This is a genomic window from Rothia sp. HMSC065C03 (assembly GCF_001837295.1).
Classification (GTDB): Bacteria; Actinomycetota; Actinomycetes; order Actinomycetales; family Micrococcaceae; genus Rothia.
The window spans coordinates 33,048-47,920 of record NZ_KV831986.1; the positions used below are offsets into that span (position 1 = coordinate 33,048).

Here is a 14,873-nt window from a genome sequence, read left to right on the forward strand (position 1 = left end):
GCCTTACCTAACTATTGATTAATCTAACCCTTAATTTTTAGACTGGGAGGGTGCGATTTTTCGCACACCCTTCTGCGGGACTCGCCGACGACCCCGCCCCCACCCAAGGCCCGCCCTGCAGGCGGCGCCCCCCCCAAGAGAAAGGCCTCCCATGGTGCAACGTCAGCTCCCCAAGCCCAGCGAACTACTTGAATTTATGCAATTCAAGAAGCCCAGCCTCGACTTTGCAGGCAACCGCCTACAGAGCGCACTGACCATCTACGATTTGCGCCGCATCGCAAAGCGCCGCACACCAGCCGCCGCTTTCGACTACACGGACGGCGCCGCGGAAGGTGAACTGTCAATGACCCGCGCCCGCCAGGCCTTCGAGGATGTCGAGTTCCACCCGGGTATCCTGACGGATGTTTCCACCGTAGACACCACCACGAAGGTACTGGGTGGCACCTCCGCTCTACCCTTCGGTATCGCCCCCACGGGCTTTACACGCCTCATGCAGACCGAAGGCGAGATTGCCGGATCCGGCGCGGCGGGGGCAGCGGGCATCCCCTTCACCCTCTCAACCCTGGGTACAACCAGCATTGAGGATGTGCGCCGAGTCAACCCAAATGGCCGCCTGTGGTTCCAGCTGTACGTGATGCGTCAGCGTGAGATTTCCTACGGCTTGGTCGAGCGCGCCGCAAAGGCTGGCTACGATACGCTCTTCTTCACTGTAGATACGCCCATTGCGGGGGCGCGCCTGCGCGATAAGCGCAACGGCTTTTCCATTCCGCCCCAGCTTTCGCTGAAGACAGTGGCGAACGCGATTCCGCGCCCGTGGTGGTGGTATGACTTCCTCACCACGCCCAAATTGGAGTTCGCTTCACTCTCCTCGACAGGCGGCACGGTGGGCGAATTGCTGGACGCTGCCATGGATCCGTCCATCAATTACGAGGATCTTAAGGAAATCCGTGAGTTGTGGCCCGGCAAGATTGTCATTAAGGGCGTGCAAAACGTGGAGGATTCCAAGAAGCTGGCTGATTTAGGCGTGGACGGCATCCTACTGTCGAACCACGGCGGCCGCCAGTTGGACCGCGCTCCGGTTCCCTTCCACCTGCTCCCGGAAGTGGTTCGCGAGGTCGGCAAGGACACCGAAGTTATGGTGGATACCGGCATTATGAACGGCGCGGATGTGGTGGCCTCGCTGGCCTTGGGCGCCAAGTTCACGCTGATTGGCCGCGCCTACCTATACGGACTCATGGCGGGTGGCCGCCGCGGTGTGGATCGCACGATTGAGATCCTCTCGGAAGAGGTGCGCCGCACAATGCGCCTGCTACAGGTCAGTTGCGTTGAGGAACTCGAACCCAAGCATGTGACGCAATTGCGCCGCCTGCAACCCATTCCGAAGATTTAAACCTCTCCATCCCCGAGTGAGAAATAATTAAAGACGCCCCGCACGCATCACGTATAGATGCGCGCGGGGCGTTGGTATCCCTAGTGTGGTGGGCTGTTCTGCCCAGTGGGCAGGAGCTAGTTTTTACTTGGCGCCTGCAACCTCGGAGAGGTCACCAATCTTGGTGGGCTTGACCGGGGTCTTAGCGGTGCCGCTGAAGCCGTCGATACGGCCGGGTGCCTTCGGGGTTTCGATGGTGGAGACGTCAGTCGCCTGCTCAAAGGTCTTGGTGTTCAGCACGGATGCGGTGCCATCTGCATTGACAACGGTGTAGAGGTTGTCCTTGGGGTTGGTCTTGATCCAGGAGCCGTCCTCTTTCACGACGATGGTTGTACCGTTGGAGTCCATGCTGGTCCACACACCGTTATTCTGGATGCTGATGATAGCGCCGTCCTTGGATTCGAATGCAGCGAGTTCATCGGTGTAGTAGACGGTGCCATCGCTGGTCTGCACCTTCTTCACGCCGGACTGCTCCTTGAGCTGTTCCAGGGCTTTCTTGCTGGCGGTGTAGCCTGCGGAGGCTACCTGATTGGCGGATTCCTGACCCTTCTTGAGTGCTTCGGTTGCTTCGCTGGGCAGGTCGGTGGGAGTGCTGATGGTGCCCTGGGTGGTCTTAGTTTCTGCCTTGGTGGTTTCAGCTGCTGCGGAGGCGGTGCTCTTGGTGGTTGCTGCTGCGGAGGTGCTTGCGGGTGCCGAGGCAGTTGCGGAAGCGGTTGCAGAAGCGGACGCGCTTGCCGATGCGGAGGAGTTGGAGTTGGCGCCGGAGTTGCCGCCGCAGGCTGCGAGGCCGAGGGCACCGGCAATGGTCAGGGACAGAACAGCAATAGACTTCTTCACTGTATTTTCTCTTTCTGTATGCGCCGCTCTGCAACGGCGCAGTGCGTAGTGTGGTTGACCTGTACTCCGGTATGCCCGGTGTACGCCACCATGCTAGCACCGCGACCTGAAAGCTCCCTGAGATGGTGCGGTGCCCCCTCCCCCGCTTACGGGTCATCTCAGCTCTACTGGTCTTCTCAGCGCGGCTTGAAGACGCAAAAACGCCCCGCACGCATCACGTTCGGATGCGCACGGGGCGAACGGGTCTAGCTAGTCACCAGCTATGTAGTGGATACGTTTAGTTCGTAGCCAGGCTGGTCGGCTTAACGGGATTCTTCGGGGCAGGCAGGTCTCCCACAGGAGCCGGGGGCTTGGGCAGCTCCAGGGACTGGTAGTCGCCCGAAACCTCCGAGGTCTTAACGTTCATAATGGAAGCCGCACCGTTCTCATCAACGCTAATTACTTCACCGTTAGGCTTGACGGCAACCCAGCCGCCCTTATCAGTCACGGCGGCAACCTCACCTTCAGGGGTCACACGTACCCAGCTACCGTCTTTCTCAATGCTGATGTAGTTACCGTTCTTAGCTTCGACAACAGCGATGCTTCCGTCAGGGGCAGTGTACACGTTGCCTTCAGTGTTCGTAGTCTTCTTGGCGGAGCGGTCTTTCTTAGCCTCTTCGACGGCTTCCTTGTAATGCGCGTATAGCTGCGGACCGTAGTTGCTATCGGTGGGGTCCGTGGGCATGGAGGAAGCACCCGACAGTCCACTCTTCTGGCTTTCGGATTCCTTAGCGGAGGCGCTCGAGCTACCTGCGTTTGCGGAAGCGGTAGCCGATGCGCTCGCCGAGGCAGACGCGCTGGAGGAGGCACTCGAGCTACCTGCGGTTGCAGAAGCAGATGCGCTTGCCGATGCGGAGGAGTTAGAGTTGGTGCCGGAGTTGCCGCCGCAGGCTGCAAGACCGAAGGTTGCGGCGAGGCTCAGGGACAGAACAGCCATAGACTTCTTCACTGTGTTCTCTTTTCTGGTAGATCCCCGTGCTATGCCGGGGAGACCTATAGTGTGGTTGTTTGTTGAGTGAGAGTTGAGTGAGAGCTAGATTCTGAGCGCCTCCCTAATCCTAACAACAGTTATGCGAAGCTTCCTATTTTCCCTAGGAGTTCAGCGCAACTTGAAGACGCAAAACGGCCCCGCACGCATCACTATCGGATGCGCACGGGGCGTCTTCATAAGTCACGGACTGTCACGCTCTACGAGCGCCACAAGCCGCTGTTAGCTCTTTACAGCTTACTTGGGCTGTGCGGGCTTGACGGGGGCGACCTTAGCCTGTGCGGGCTTTGCGGGAACCTTCGGAGCCTTCAGGTCTGCCTTCTCGCCGCCAACGATGGAGGTTACTTCACCGGATGCGTCCACGGTTGCCTGCAGGCCGCTGTTAGCCTGGATGCTCCAGGAGCCATCAGCCTTGACTGCGACCTGGCCGTTTGCGTCCTGGCGGCTCCAGGAACCGTCAGCCTGTACAGCTACCTGACCTTCGTCACCCTGAATGGTCCAGCCGCCGTCCTCAGAGACAACGACGTCGCCCTCTACGGTTGCGGAGGAGGAGTTACCCTCGGAGTCCTTGGACTCAGCCTTGGTGCCCTTTTCGTCGGACTCTACCTTGGAGGAGTTGCCCTCGGAATCCTTAGCGTCAACGGAAGCCTTGCCGTCTGCGCCGACCTTCACGTCTGCGGAGTTGCCCGCACCGTCGTTAGCCTTGACGGTGACGTTGCCGTCCTTGTCAACCTTCACATCTGCAGTAGCGGAAGCGGAAGCTGCAGAGGTGGTTGCCGCAGAGGATGCCTTAGCCGATGCGCTTGCGGACGCAGTTGCCGAAGCGGATGCGGATGCAGTCGCGGTAGTGGTGGTGGAAGAGGACTGGGAGCCACATGCGCTCAGGCCCAGTGCGCCTGCGAAAGCGATGGACAGAACCGCGGTGGTCTTCTTCATTGCGGGGGCGATTGCCATTGTTTCTCCTTGTGGTTGTTAGTATGGTGCGGCTAGTTGACGACGTATTCGCGTCGTGCGCAGGATCCTTGTGGGATTCCATAACGATTATCGGTGTAACCAACCGCGTTAATTCTATCGAGTTTGGGTGTGATTATCCGGGCGTGTGGGCGTTTATCCGCATTCTAGCGAGTGGGATAGCCTACGTTTTCACCCAGCTTGTCAGCCAGCTTCTTAGCGGCGGGGAGTGACGGGCTTGACGGGGTTAGCGACAGCACCGGCGGGCTTGAGGGGGACGCTGGGTACCTTAACCGCGCCTTTGCCGCCGGTCTGTTCCCAGGTGCCGTTAGCTTCTACCTCGATTACGCCGTTCTCGCCGGTCTGTTCCCAGGAGCCGTCAGCATCAACCTCAACGACGCCTCCATCGCCAACGCGCTCCCAGGAGCCGTCAGCTCGTACCTCGATGATGTCGCCGTTGGGGGCGTGGTAGGACCAGCCGCCGTCGGTCTTGATTTCGATGAGGGTGTAGCCGTTGGCTGCGCTGACGGTTCCGCTGTCGACGGTCACGGTGCCGTTACCGGAGCTGTTACCTGCGCCGTTGGAGCCGTTCTTGGCGGTGGTTTCACCGGCCTTTTCGTCGACCTTTGCGGAGGAGCCCGAGTTGTTCGATGCCGAGCTGCCATTGACGGTTGCGTTGCCGCTAACATCGGCGGTCACGCCGGTTCCGTTCGCGCCGTTGACGGTCACATTACCGTTGGCGTCTGCGGTGACCCCGGTACCATCAGCACCGCTGACGGTTACGCCGTTTTCGCTGACGGTGACGGTGCCCTGGGAGCTGCTTGCGGTGGCGCTCGGGGAGGCTGCGTCGCTTGCCTTGACGGTGACCTTACCGTTACCCGCGTTGACTGCTGCGTCAGCGGTGGAGGATGCCTTAGCGGTTGCAGTGGCGGTGGGTGCCGGGTTGGAGGTGTTCTGGGCACCGCAGGCGCTCAGGCCGAGTGCTGCGATTGCTGCCAGGGACAGTGCTGCCGCGCCGGTGCGGAAACGACGGTTGGTAGCCTGTGCGGAAGTATGCTGAGCATGGCGTGCCATGAGGGGTTCTCCTTGTGAGTCCCGGGGGGGCGGTCGTCCGGGGTTTGTATGGTTGATTTTCCGGTTGGAGGTGGAGCCGTTTGTATGGTGTGTGGCTTTTCCTTCGCCAGTGATTCCAGCTTAGGGTGTGAATCTAAGATTGAGCTTTAGTTTGCTGTGTTTAAGCTGTGTCCAGACGGCGATGTATAAGTATTTTTCCCAGCGGGGTTTGATAATCCCGGTTTTTCGCTCAGCTTATGCATAGCTTTCTGTTTAAATGTATAAATTTTCTTTATTTTTTCTGTAGCCTACCCTAGCTTCTTCCGTGAAGTAGGGATAGTTTCTGTGTTTTTAGCTCAACCACAACATTAAGGTCACAAAGACACAACTACTCAGCGGCTCTAGGGCTCCACCTCACCTGTCTAGGGGCGCTTCCGCTGCTTGGGCTTTCTTCAGCCGGGTTTTCTCCACTGTTTCCCCTTGGGCAGGCATAATAAAAGACCCCCACCGTGAGGGTGGGGGTCTTTTATCAGATTCAAAGTCTCAAGAATTACTTCTTCTTAGCGACTGCTGCCTTCAGCTTGGAGCCTGCGGTCAGCTTCACGCCGTGACCGGCGGGAATCTGGATAGTTTCGCCGGTCTGCGGGTTACGGCCGGTACGAGCTGCACGGTCGGTGCGCTCGATTGCCATCCAACCGGGGATGGTGATCTTCTCGCCCTTGGAGACGGAAGACTCGAAAACCTGGAACACTGCGTCGAGGACTGCATTCACGGTTGCCTGGCTCTTGCCAGACTTCTCTGCAACCTCTGCAACGAGTTCGGTACGGTTCTTAGCCATTAGGGTGCCCCTTCCAGAGACTTAAGGTTTGAGTCTAAAGCGAGTGACCGTCGGTAACGACGGAAAACCGTTTAGGAACTAAAATACCAGATTTACCAGCTGGACTTGGTGATACCGGGCAGCTCGCCACGGTGTGCCATCTCGCGGAAGCGCACGCGGGAGATACCGAACTTCTGGAAGGTACCGCGGGGGCGGCCGTCGATCTGGTCGCGGTTACGCACGCGAACGGGGGAAGCGTTGCGGGGCAGCTTCTGCAGTGCCACGCGTGCTGCTTCGCGCTCCTCGGGGGTAGCGTTCTCGTCGATCAGGGTCTTCTTCAGCGCGATACGCTTCTCGTTGTAGCGAGCGACGATGACCTTGCGCTGCTCGTTGCGAGCGATCTTGGACTTCTTAGCCATTCTTAGCGCTCCTCTCGGAAGTCAACGTGCTTGCGAACGACGGGGTCGTACTTCTTCAGCACCATACGGTCGGGGTTGTTGCGGCGGTTCTTACGGGTCACGTAGGTGTAACCGGTGCCAGCAGTGGACTTGAGCTTGATGATAGGACGGAGGTCCTTAGCCTTGGATGCCATTTACTAGATCTTCTCCCCGCGTGCGATGATTTCTGCAACAACGGCATCGATGCCACGAGCATCGATAACCTTGATGCCCTTAGCGGACACGTTCAGGGTTACCTTACGACGCAGCGAAGGAACCCAGTAGGTCTTCTTCTGAACGTTCGGGTCGAATCGACGCTTGTTGCGGCGATGCGAGTGCGAAATGCTGTGTCCAAAGCCGGGAACAGCTCCGGTCACCTGGCAGACTGCTGCCATGTTTCACTCCTTTATTGATTGACTTTTATGACGGTACGCAGTCGATGTTACTCGTGAGCGTCCCGCCACCAATGTAGAAGCACCGGGTTATTCGCCGGGCTAGAGTGTTTGAGATCGTCACGTGGGTGAGAGGCCACGCATCGATCCCCGCCGCGGGAAAAACGGTGAAGCTTATTAGTGTCGAGAGGCGTTTCCACCACTACGAACAGCGTTAAATTCTAGGTAAATACGGGGGTTCGTGCAAGCCTGCACGCCGGATTTTGCCTTAAAAATCCGCGGAATCTCGGTGTTCTGAGCCGATTGCACCTCGTTTAAGCGAAGAGCTCGATTCACGGATGCACGCCTGCCTTCGAGCGGCAAACATACCCATCCATTCTACCAAAAATGGGTGTTTTTGCAAGTCCAGATGTTTTTAAGGAATTCTTTAACACCCCTAGTCAGGCGTTAATGCACCTTTTTAAGAACGGATGTTCTCTATGTGACCGGGGATAAATTACACCGGTGAAATTCATGTTGTGAGATTAACAGCTTAAGCCAGATTTAAGCCGTAAACAGCCCCGCACCACCGATTCTGACGGTGTGCACAGGGCTGTTAAACGGGCTTAAATACGCGTTTAAAGAGCTTTTAACTCTCGTTTTAACGCTTCCGCCCCGGTTTTAAAGGGCAGTTTAAGGGCTCGTCGCGGTGCGGATACGGCCGCTTTGCCCCGCTCCGTTACGGTGTAGATACGACACAAGTATGGGGCAGATACGGCGCAGAGCACTCCCCTACCGATACAGTTCTAGCTAGGGTTCTACGCCGTATCGTGAGCCCCCGCGAGCCTAGTTCTTCAGCCTAATTATTCAGGCTTGCCGCGGGCACCCACTCCGGGTACTTGGGGCTCACGCCGTCACCGGAGCTCGTACCCTTCAGGCGGCGACCAATCCACGGCAGGGCGAACTCGCGAACCCAGCGCGCCTCCTGCTCGATCTTCTCGCGAGCAGTCAGCTGCACCTCCGGGGGCAGTACCGATTCGGTGACCACACCGGGCAGGCCAAGCTGCGCCAGCACACGAGATGCGAAGCGTTCATGGCCGAGGCCGTTCATGTGCAGACGATCGTCAGCCCACAGACGCCAGTCAAGGAAGTCGTTCCAGCGCCAGTAGTCGATAATGTGTGCGCCGTGGTCCTCAGCAATGCCGCGCAGCAGCTCATTGTAGGTGGCGGTGCGGCCACGGGTGCGGGAGAAGGGGCCCTGGCCCTGCACATCCAAGCCCGTAATGGTCAGAATCGTGATGTCCTGGGCGCGCATGGCGGCGAAGGCTTCGTCGACGCGGGTCATGAGCTGGTCAATATCCACGTTGGGTCGCATGATGTCGTTGCCGCCACCGTAGAACGTAACAATGTTGGGGCAGAGGTCGAGGGCTCGAGGCAACTGTTCATCCAGGATGGGGCCGAGCAGGCGTCCGCGGATAGCAAGGTTTGCGTACTGTGCCTGCGGGTCTACTGCACCGAGGCCTTCAGCAACGCGGTCTGCCCACCCGCGCAAGCTGTTGGGGCGGCGGCGGTCAACGTCGCCCACGCCTTCGGTGAAGGAGTCACCGATTGCCACGTAGCGTACTGATTCGCCGTTGAGTTTGCCGTTGGAGTCTAGGAGCGGGGTCGTCATTGTGTTCTTCTTTCTGGGCCTCTATAGAGAATGGCCCTTCTATGGAAGGAGCCGGTACACCCGCGCGGTGTACCGGCTCCTTCGCTTAGCTTTCGGTGCCTCCTGCTTTCCAGTATCCCACTGTTGCGGGCGCTTCATCAGATATGAGCGGGGGTTTCTTAGGATGCGACAGCTGACCCGGTAGCTGCGGATGCCCTCCGCGGATGGGGAACAACCACCACACTGCCGTCGTTAAACGGATCGGCAACCTCTGCTTTCAGGCCGAAGATGGTGTCGAGGTTCTCACGGGTGAGCACGTCGTGTGCTTCGCCTTGAGCGACGATGGAGCCGTCCTTCATCGCGACGAGGTAATCAGCGACTCGGGCGGCGAGGTTCAACTCGTGCAGCACCATGATCATGGTGGTGCCGCGTTGCTCGTTGAGGTCCGAGAGTAGGTCGAGTAGCTCCACCTGGTGTGCCAGGTCGAGGTACGTGGTCGGCTCGTCCAGCAGTAGGATGTCGGTTTCTTGGGCGAGCGCCATGGCAATCCAGACGCGCTGACGCTGACCGCCGGAGAGTTCGGTGACCTGTCGTTCGGCGAGGGACATGGTATCGGTGGCTTCGAGAGCCCAAGCAACCGCCTCGTCGTCTTCGGCGCTATTGCGTTTGAAGAGGCCATGGTAGGGGTAGCGTCCTCGGGAGACGAGGTCGGCTACGGTAATTCCTTCGGGGGCGATGGGGTGCTGGGGCATGAGCCCAACCATGCGGGCAAAGCCCTTCATGGAGTATTCGTGGGTAGATTTGCCGTCAAGGGTGAAGTCGCCGTTGAGCGGCTTGAGCAGTCGGGAGACACCACGTAGCAGGGTGGATTTGCCGCAACCGTTGGGACCGATGATGGCGGTAATTTTGCCTTTGGGGAATTCGAGGGAGAGGTCTTTGACGATGGTGGTTTCGCCGTAGCCGAGGCTGACGTTCTCTACTTTAAGGGTGCGTTCGGTGATTTCTTTCATGGCGTCCTTTCTTCTCCTCTGACTTCTCCCGGGAGTCTCCTAACTTAGCCTATCCTAATTTTGGGTAGGAAAATAGCGGATCCCCCGAACCGTTCATACTTCTGTAGAACAGTGCGGGGGACCCGCTGTATTGGCGACCTTTAGAAGTTCACTTTTCCGTTGACGAGCCAGCCGCCTTCTGCTGCACGCTGGAAGACTTCCTGCGCCATGGTGCGTCCGTAGGTCTTGGAAACGTGGTTGTCGTCGAAGTAGACGTAGATGTTTCCGACTACGGGGCTGCAGGTGCCATCCGGGCAGTACACGTCTGCCAGGTCGACCATGACGGCGCCCTGTCCGCGGTACTTGTCGAAGACTTCCTTTGCGGGGTTTTCTGCGGCGTACTTTTCGCTTGCCGGTCGTGCGCAGGAGCTCTTGTCGGCACCGGCTTTCTGAGCGCATTCGTAGATGTTGTACTCAAAGCGCGGGTTATCGCGCAGGCCGATGACCTGGATCCCTGCTTCGGTGAGACGGCGTACCGTCTCGTCGAGGCTCGGGTCGACTCGTTCGTCGTTCGATCGTGCCTGGGCAACGGTGGCGATGAGCACCACGGTCTGCGGCTTACGCTTGAGAATTTCCTCGGTCATTTTGGTGTTGAATTCCGAGCATTCGTTGCTGGCGTTGACGGCGCGGACCGGGTACTGGCAGCCACCGAGCAGGTAGGCCTGCAGGTTGGTTTTGGTCTGCTCCGCGATGGGCTTGAAGGAGCTCAGTGCCTGTTCGGCGTGGGAGTTGCCGATGACCATGGTCAGCGGAACGTCGTCACCGCCGTTCTTCTGCAGGCTGCAGTACTTGGCGAGTGCCGGGTCGGAGGGGGCGAAGGCTCCGGTGCAAGTGTCGCTCAGACCTTCGTACTGGGCTTTGACGTCACCGCCGGAGGGGATGGGGTTGTCAATGAGCCCCTGCTGGGCACCGCCGATAGCGCGGGCGCCGGGGTAGTTTTCGTTGCCTTCCTGCACCTTAATTTCGGCGATTTGCTCGGACTGGGCGTTGCGGTAACCGATCCATGCCTGTGCGGCGGCAAGGGGCACGCCGGCAACCAGGAAGATTGCGAGGATGAAGGCGAGCTGGTCGGCCCAGGTCTTGACGGAGAAGACGGTTTTGAAGCGCATCTTCATCATGAGCCAGGGTACGAAGGGGTCCTTGCGGTAGCGCAGCGGCTTCTCGACGAAGCGGATGAGTAGCCATGCCAAGCCGATGGAGGCCAGGATGATGATGGTGCCTTCGATGACGTTCACACGGGAGGTGCCGACGGCGCTGCTGTAGAGGATGAGGATGGGCCAGTGCACCAGGTACAGGGCATAGGAGATGTTACCCAGGTTCTGCAGGGGTGCGGAGACCAATAGTCGATCGATGCCCCAGCGGCTGTTGGTGCGGCCTGCCATGATGACGAGCGCGCCGGAGAGCACGGGCCACAGGGCGAGGTAGCCGGGGAATGCGCGTTCGACGGGCAGAATCGCGCCGCAGGTGACCAGGCCGATGATGCCGACCCAGCCCATGACGACTCGCGCCTTTTCGGGCGCCTTCCACTTGAGGGTAAGCATCGCCAGCAGGGTGCCGATGGCGAACTCCCACAGGCGGGTGCGGGTGTCGAAGTAGGCGAATCCCTGGTTGGTGTCGGTTTCGACGATGGAGAAGGTCAGGGATGCGACGAACACCGTGTTGAAGATGAACACCGCGGTGGTGAAGAGGTTCCCGCGGAATCGGTGTACGAAGTAGGCTACTGCGGCGAAGAGCAGGGGCCAGATGATGAAGATTTGTCCCTGGATGGAGAGCGACCAGAAGTGCTGGAAGGGCGACTTCACGGAGGCGTTTTGGGCGTAGTAGTCCACGGAGCTAAACGCGAGGTTCCAGTTCTGGAAGTAGAACAGGGAGCTCGTTGCGTCGGTAACGGTTTGCGACCAGCGGCTGGGCGCGAGCACGAAGAAGGACGCAATGGTGGTACCCGCGATAACCACGGTGGCTACAGGTAGCAGTCGCTGGAAGACGTGCAGCCAGTAGTTGAAGAGTTTGAGGGGTTTGCCTTCGTTGATCTTGCGCATGAAGGAGAGCGAGAGCAGGAAGGCGGAGATGAAGAGGAAGACATCCACACCGCCGGAGACTTTGCCGACCCAGACGTGGTAGAGCACCACGAGGAGCACGGCGAAGGCGCGCAGGCCCTGGATTTCGGGGCGGAATCCTCGCGATTCGATGAATTCTTCGAGGGGGTAGTCGTTGGTTTCGCGTGCTTTGACGGTGCGCAGCGCCGCGGTACGAGCGCCCTGCGAGGCGGTGGCCTGCGGGGTTCCGGAGGTTTCAGACATACTTGGTTCCTCAGGGCGGGTAGACGGTGTGTTGGTGCGGGTCCCTTAGACACTCGAGGACACTCGCTACAATAAAATCCTGATCCGCACCTCTGCTATGAGGCTGGTGCGAACCAGGATTTTTCTGAGCCCCCTACCGGATTCGAACCGGTGACCCTCTGTTTACAAGACAGATGCTCTGGCCAACTGAGCTAAGGAGGCAACCTGTCCAGTGTACCTTATTCTCTTGGTTGAGTCTGCTTAGTTATTCTTTTAGGGTTTGGTTGAGAATACTTCTAAATTATGGGGTAATGGTATGTTCGTTTCCTTCGTTTTACCCCTTATGAGCACCACCTCTGTATGGTGCTCACCCATCCCTCGTACTTATCACCGTGTATGGAAAAACCCGGTAGCCTCACGCCGAGGTTACCGGGTTTTCGTATCGAAGCGGTTACTTCTTCTTAGCTTCGATCTTTTCCTTCAGGAAGGTGCTGAAGTCGTTGCTGGTGTACTGGTCACCATCAACGAAGACGGTGGGGGTACCCTTAATACCGTTCTTTGCGGATTCAGCGTTGACCACGTCCACGAAGGGGCGCCACTTGCCATCGTTCATATCGGAGCCGATGGAAGCGTGGTACTTCGAAGCGATGTCGGCGATCTGCTGGTTGTTCATGTCGCCGCGGCCCTGGTGGGTAAAGATCTCGCGCTGGTAGTTCAGGAAGTCGCTGGTGCTGACCTGGTTTGCCACGGAGTATGCTGCTGCCGCGTTACGTGCGGAGTAAGCGGTGGGCGAGGAGCGGTCCAGGAAGGTCAGGTTGCGGATTTCCAGGGTGATGGTGCCGTCCTCGACGAGCTTCTGGATTTCTTCACCGTACTTCTTCTCGAACTCTGCACAGTGCACGCAGTTGTAGTCCTGGAAGATGGTCACGCGAACGGGCTGGCCGTTCTTAGATGCCTCTTCAGCGGTCTGCACGCCCGGGGGCAGGGTGTTGACTGCTGCTGCGGTTCCGTTGACCATGGGGGTCACGGAGGAGGTCGAGGTTGCGAGTTGCTTGAAGTCGCGGGTCTCCTGGGTGGAGGAGTTCTGGACGATGCCGTCCTTGGTCAGCACAATGCCACCGTATTCGTTGGCGCTGGAGGGCACCGGGCCGCTTTCTGCTACCTTGGTGTTCTTGTTGCCGTTGACTACGACGAAGCCGATGATACCTACGATGATGAGGACCACGGCGAGTACGCCGAACTGGAGCCAGCGGCGGCTTGCCTGGCTGGGGCTCTTCTTGGCCTGCTGGGCCGCAATCTGGCGGGCTTTTTCGCGAGCGTCGGTCGACATGCCTGCTCCTTTGGTTGGGAATATGGGTGGCGGTTCGTCCACTTCTTCTAGCCTACCCCTTATAGAGTAAGCACCCGTCAGGGTATAGCTCCAGAGGTCTAGCTTCCTGCCGTTTGAAACAGCTGAAAGTCATGTCGAGCAGGTGCCACCGTGAAGGCTGGCTCTACTCACGCTCTGTCGTGGGGTCTATCTCGTGGATGTACCGCGCTACCCGTCTAGCCTACCGAATGGGTGCCTTATCGGCTAGTTAATACCCTGGCTGAGATGCTGTGATGTCGATTCTCACGCTCTCAGCTTATTTTCCTTGTAAACTTCTGTAGCATTAGGAGGCTCCTCTCCCCTGCCACAAGTAGCGCACAAGTATAGCGCCGAGGCACCCATCCGGTTCAGCTCACCAGCTGCTAGGGAATGTTGTAGATTTCTACTCCCCCAATGAACGGGCGGGTGTCGAAGTTCCCCTTCCACTCCACGTTCAGGCCGTGCTTCTCCAGTACGGGGATAATAGTGTCCTTCATGAGCTCCACGGAAAGCTTCTTGTGAAGAGCACTAATCTCTTCCTTCTGCGCATCGCTCAGCGCGTTCCATTCATTTTCGTCCCTGGGGTAGGCGAGGAAGGAGCCGAACCCAACGTAGGTACCGCCGCTCTCAGCGAGGCTTTCGGTGTCCTGCTGGTGGAAGTAGATGTATCCCTTCCATTCACGGCTATCGTCGATCTCGTCCCAGATTTCTGCGGAGGCGCAGGTACCGCAGCAGGTGAAGTTCTGTCGTGCGATAACTCCTTCTTCTTCGAGCGCTGCGAAGGCACGGTTGAGGTTGGAGTTCTTCTGCATTTCGGGGGTAATGCCCAGCTCAGCGGCGAATGCACGACGACGCTTGATGAGCTCTTCCACGTAGTCCTCTACGCGCTTCTCCCAGAGCTTGCTGTCTTCATTCTCCCCATCGTATTCCAGACCGAGTACGTCCATCACATAATCGGTGATGGTTTCTACGTACTGCTCAGTATCAGATTCCCCCATGAACAGCAGGGGCCAGATAGGCCAGAGCAGCTCGGCTTCATCTTCTTCATCCAGCCCCCATTCTTTGGGGAAGGGCGGGTCGAGGCGTTCTTCGCTCCAGCGCTCGTAGATGCTCTTCTCATCGGCCATGATGATGCTCCTTTGCGTGTTCTCTACTCGTTCGGGTAGAGATGTGGATTGCTCTTGTTGTTAAGGTACCAAGAGTTTCTCCACCGTGCCCTCTGCTTCGTCATTCAGGCGGATCTGTGAACTCCCCATCTCGTTACCTCTGCAGTAGGCTGGCACGCTGTCGGGCTGGCTCTGCAACCATGTTCCCCTGCTTCTCTGCTGCGTCTCTGTACCTCTGCTGAGTTATGGGGCTTTCGGTTCAAAAGTTTTTGGGTACACAAAAAGAGGGGAAGACCTATAAGGTCTTCCCCTCTTGAATAAAAAACCCGCGGTGACCTACTCTCCCACACCCACAAAAGTGCAGTACCATCGGCGCGAAGAGTCTTAGCTTCTGGGTTCGGAATGGAACCAGGCGTTTCCCTCTTGCTATAACCACGGAAAATCTTCCGAATAAAAAGCCTCAGCCTCCCGAAGGAAGCCCAGGGTTATTATCCAAAAACCATACAGTGAACGCAAAC

The 14,873-nt window shown here is 58.1% G+C and carries 14 protein-coding genes, 1 tRNA gene and 1 rRNA gene; 1 reads left to right on the top strand and 15 read right to left on the bottom strand.

Annotated features, from left to right (window positions below):
• The first annotated feature begins 151 nt into the window (after positions 1-151).
• On the top strand, positions 152-1,390 hold the full coding sequence (locus HMPREF2605_RS03365; RefSeq protein WP_049340534.1) for an alpha-hydroxy acid oxidase: 1,239 nt from the start codon (positions 152-154) through the stop codon (positions 1,388-1,390).
• A 123-nt stretch (positions 1,391-1,513) separates the two neighbouring features.
• Here HMPREF2605_RS03365 and HMPREF2605_RS03370 read toward each other — a convergent pair whose 3' ends face one another.
• From HMPREF2605_RS03370 to rrf, 15 genes are all read right to left on the bottom strand, one after another.
• Positions 1,514-2,266, bottom strand: coding sequence for a hypothetical protein (locus tag HMPREF2605_RS03370; RefSeq protein WP_049340532.1), 753 nt, complete (start codon positions 2,264-2,266; stop codon positions 1,514-1,516).
• Positions 2,267-2,543: 277 nt separating this feature from the next.
• The gene (locus tag HMPREF2605_RS03375; RefSeq protein ID WP_070833100.1) at positions 2,544-3,254 is read right to left on the bottom strand and encodes a transcriptional regulator; all 711 of its coding nucleotides are present in this window, start codon (positions 3,252-3,254) and stop codon (positions 2,544-2,546) included.
• Positions 3,255-3,530: 276 nt separating this feature from the next.
• Positions 3,531-4,247: a hypothetical protein gene (locus HMPREF2605_RS03380; protein WP_044150774.1), complete on the bottom strand. Its 717-nt coding sequence runs from the start codon at positions 4,245-4,247 to the stop codon at positions 3,531-3,533.
• A 213-nt stretch (positions 4,248-4,460) separates the two neighbouring features.
• Positions 4,461-5,318 carry a hypothetical protein gene (locus HMPREF2605_RS03390; RefSeq protein ID WP_070846928.1) on the bottom strand — a complete coding sequence of 286 codons (858 nt, stop codon included), beginning with the start codon at positions 5,316-5,318 and terminating at the stop codon, positions 4,461-4,463.
• Between the two features lie 529 nt (positions 5,319-5,847).
• The gene (locus tag HMPREF2605_RS03395; protein ID WP_005506733.1) at positions 5,848-6,135 is read right to left on the bottom strand and encodes an HU family DNA-binding protein; all 288 of its coding nucleotides are present in this window, start codon (positions 6,133-6,135) and stop codon (positions 5,848-5,850) included.
• Between the two features lie 92 nt (positions 6,136-6,227).
• Positions 6,228-6,533 (bottom strand): 30S ribosomal protein S14, encoded by a 306-nt coding sequence (gene rpsN, locus HMPREF2605_RS03400; RefSeq protein WP_005506731.1) that lies wholly within the window; start codon positions 6,531-6,533, stop codon positions 6,228-6,230.
• A gap of 2 nt (positions 6,534-6,535) precedes the next feature.
• Complete coding sequence (gene rpmG, locus HMPREF2605_RS03405) at positions 6,536-6,706, bottom strand: 50S ribosomal protein L33 (protein WP_004005967.1); 171 nt, start codon at positions 6,704-6,706, stop codon at positions 6,536-6,538.
• 3 nt (positions 6,707-6,709) lie between these two features.
• On the bottom strand, positions 6,710-6,946 hold the full coding sequence (gene rpmB, locus HMPREF2605_RS03410) for a 50S ribosomal protein L28 (RefSeq protein WP_004005966.1): 237 nt from the start codon (positions 6,944-6,946) through the stop codon (positions 6,710-6,712).
• Positions 6,947-7,781: 835 nt separating this feature from the next.
• Positions 7,782-8,594, bottom strand: a complete 813-nt coding sequence (locus HMPREF2605_RS03415) for an SGNH/GDSL hydrolase family protein (RefSeq protein WP_070846930.1) — start codon at positions 8,592-8,594, stop codon at positions 7,782-7,784.
• Between the two features lie 158 nt (positions 8,595-8,752).
• Positions 8,753-9,583: an ABC transporter ATP-binding protein gene (locus tag HMPREF2605_RS03420; RefSeq protein ID WP_070846932.1), complete on the bottom strand. Its 831-nt coding sequence runs from the start codon at positions 9,581-9,583 to the stop codon at positions 8,753-8,755.
• A 140-nt stretch (positions 9,584-9,723) separates the two neighbouring features.
• Positions 9,724-11,922 (bottom strand): acyltransferase family protein, encoded by a 2,199-nt coding sequence (locus HMPREF2605_RS03425; RefSeq protein WP_070846934.1) that lies wholly within the window; start codon positions 11,920-11,922, stop codon positions 9,724-9,726.
• A gap of 127 nt (positions 11,923-12,049) precedes the next feature.
• Positions 12,050-12,123: transfer RNA gene (locus tag HMPREF2605_RS03430), tRNA-Thr, on the bottom strand.
• Positions 12,124-12,352: 229 nt separating this feature from the next.
• Positions 12,353-13,231 (bottom strand): DsbA family protein, encoded by an 879-nt coding sequence (locus HMPREF2605_RS03435; protein ID WP_049328071.1) that lies wholly within the window; start codon positions 13,229-13,231, stop codon positions 12,353-12,355.
• Between the two features lie 401 nt (positions 13,232-13,632).
• Positions 13,633-14,376 carry a DUF6891 domain-containing protein gene (locus HMPREF2605_RS03440; protein ID WP_049340517.1) on the bottom strand — a complete coding sequence of 248 codons (744 nt, stop codon included), beginning with the start codon at positions 14,374-14,376 and terminating at the stop codon, positions 13,633-13,635.
• A 302-nt stretch (positions 14,377-14,678) separates the two neighbouring features.
• Positions 14,679-14,795: ribosomal RNA gene (gene rrf / locus HMPREF2605_RS03445) — 5S ribosomal RNA — on the bottom strand.
• Between the last annotated feature and the right edge of the window lie 78 nt (positions 14,796-14,873).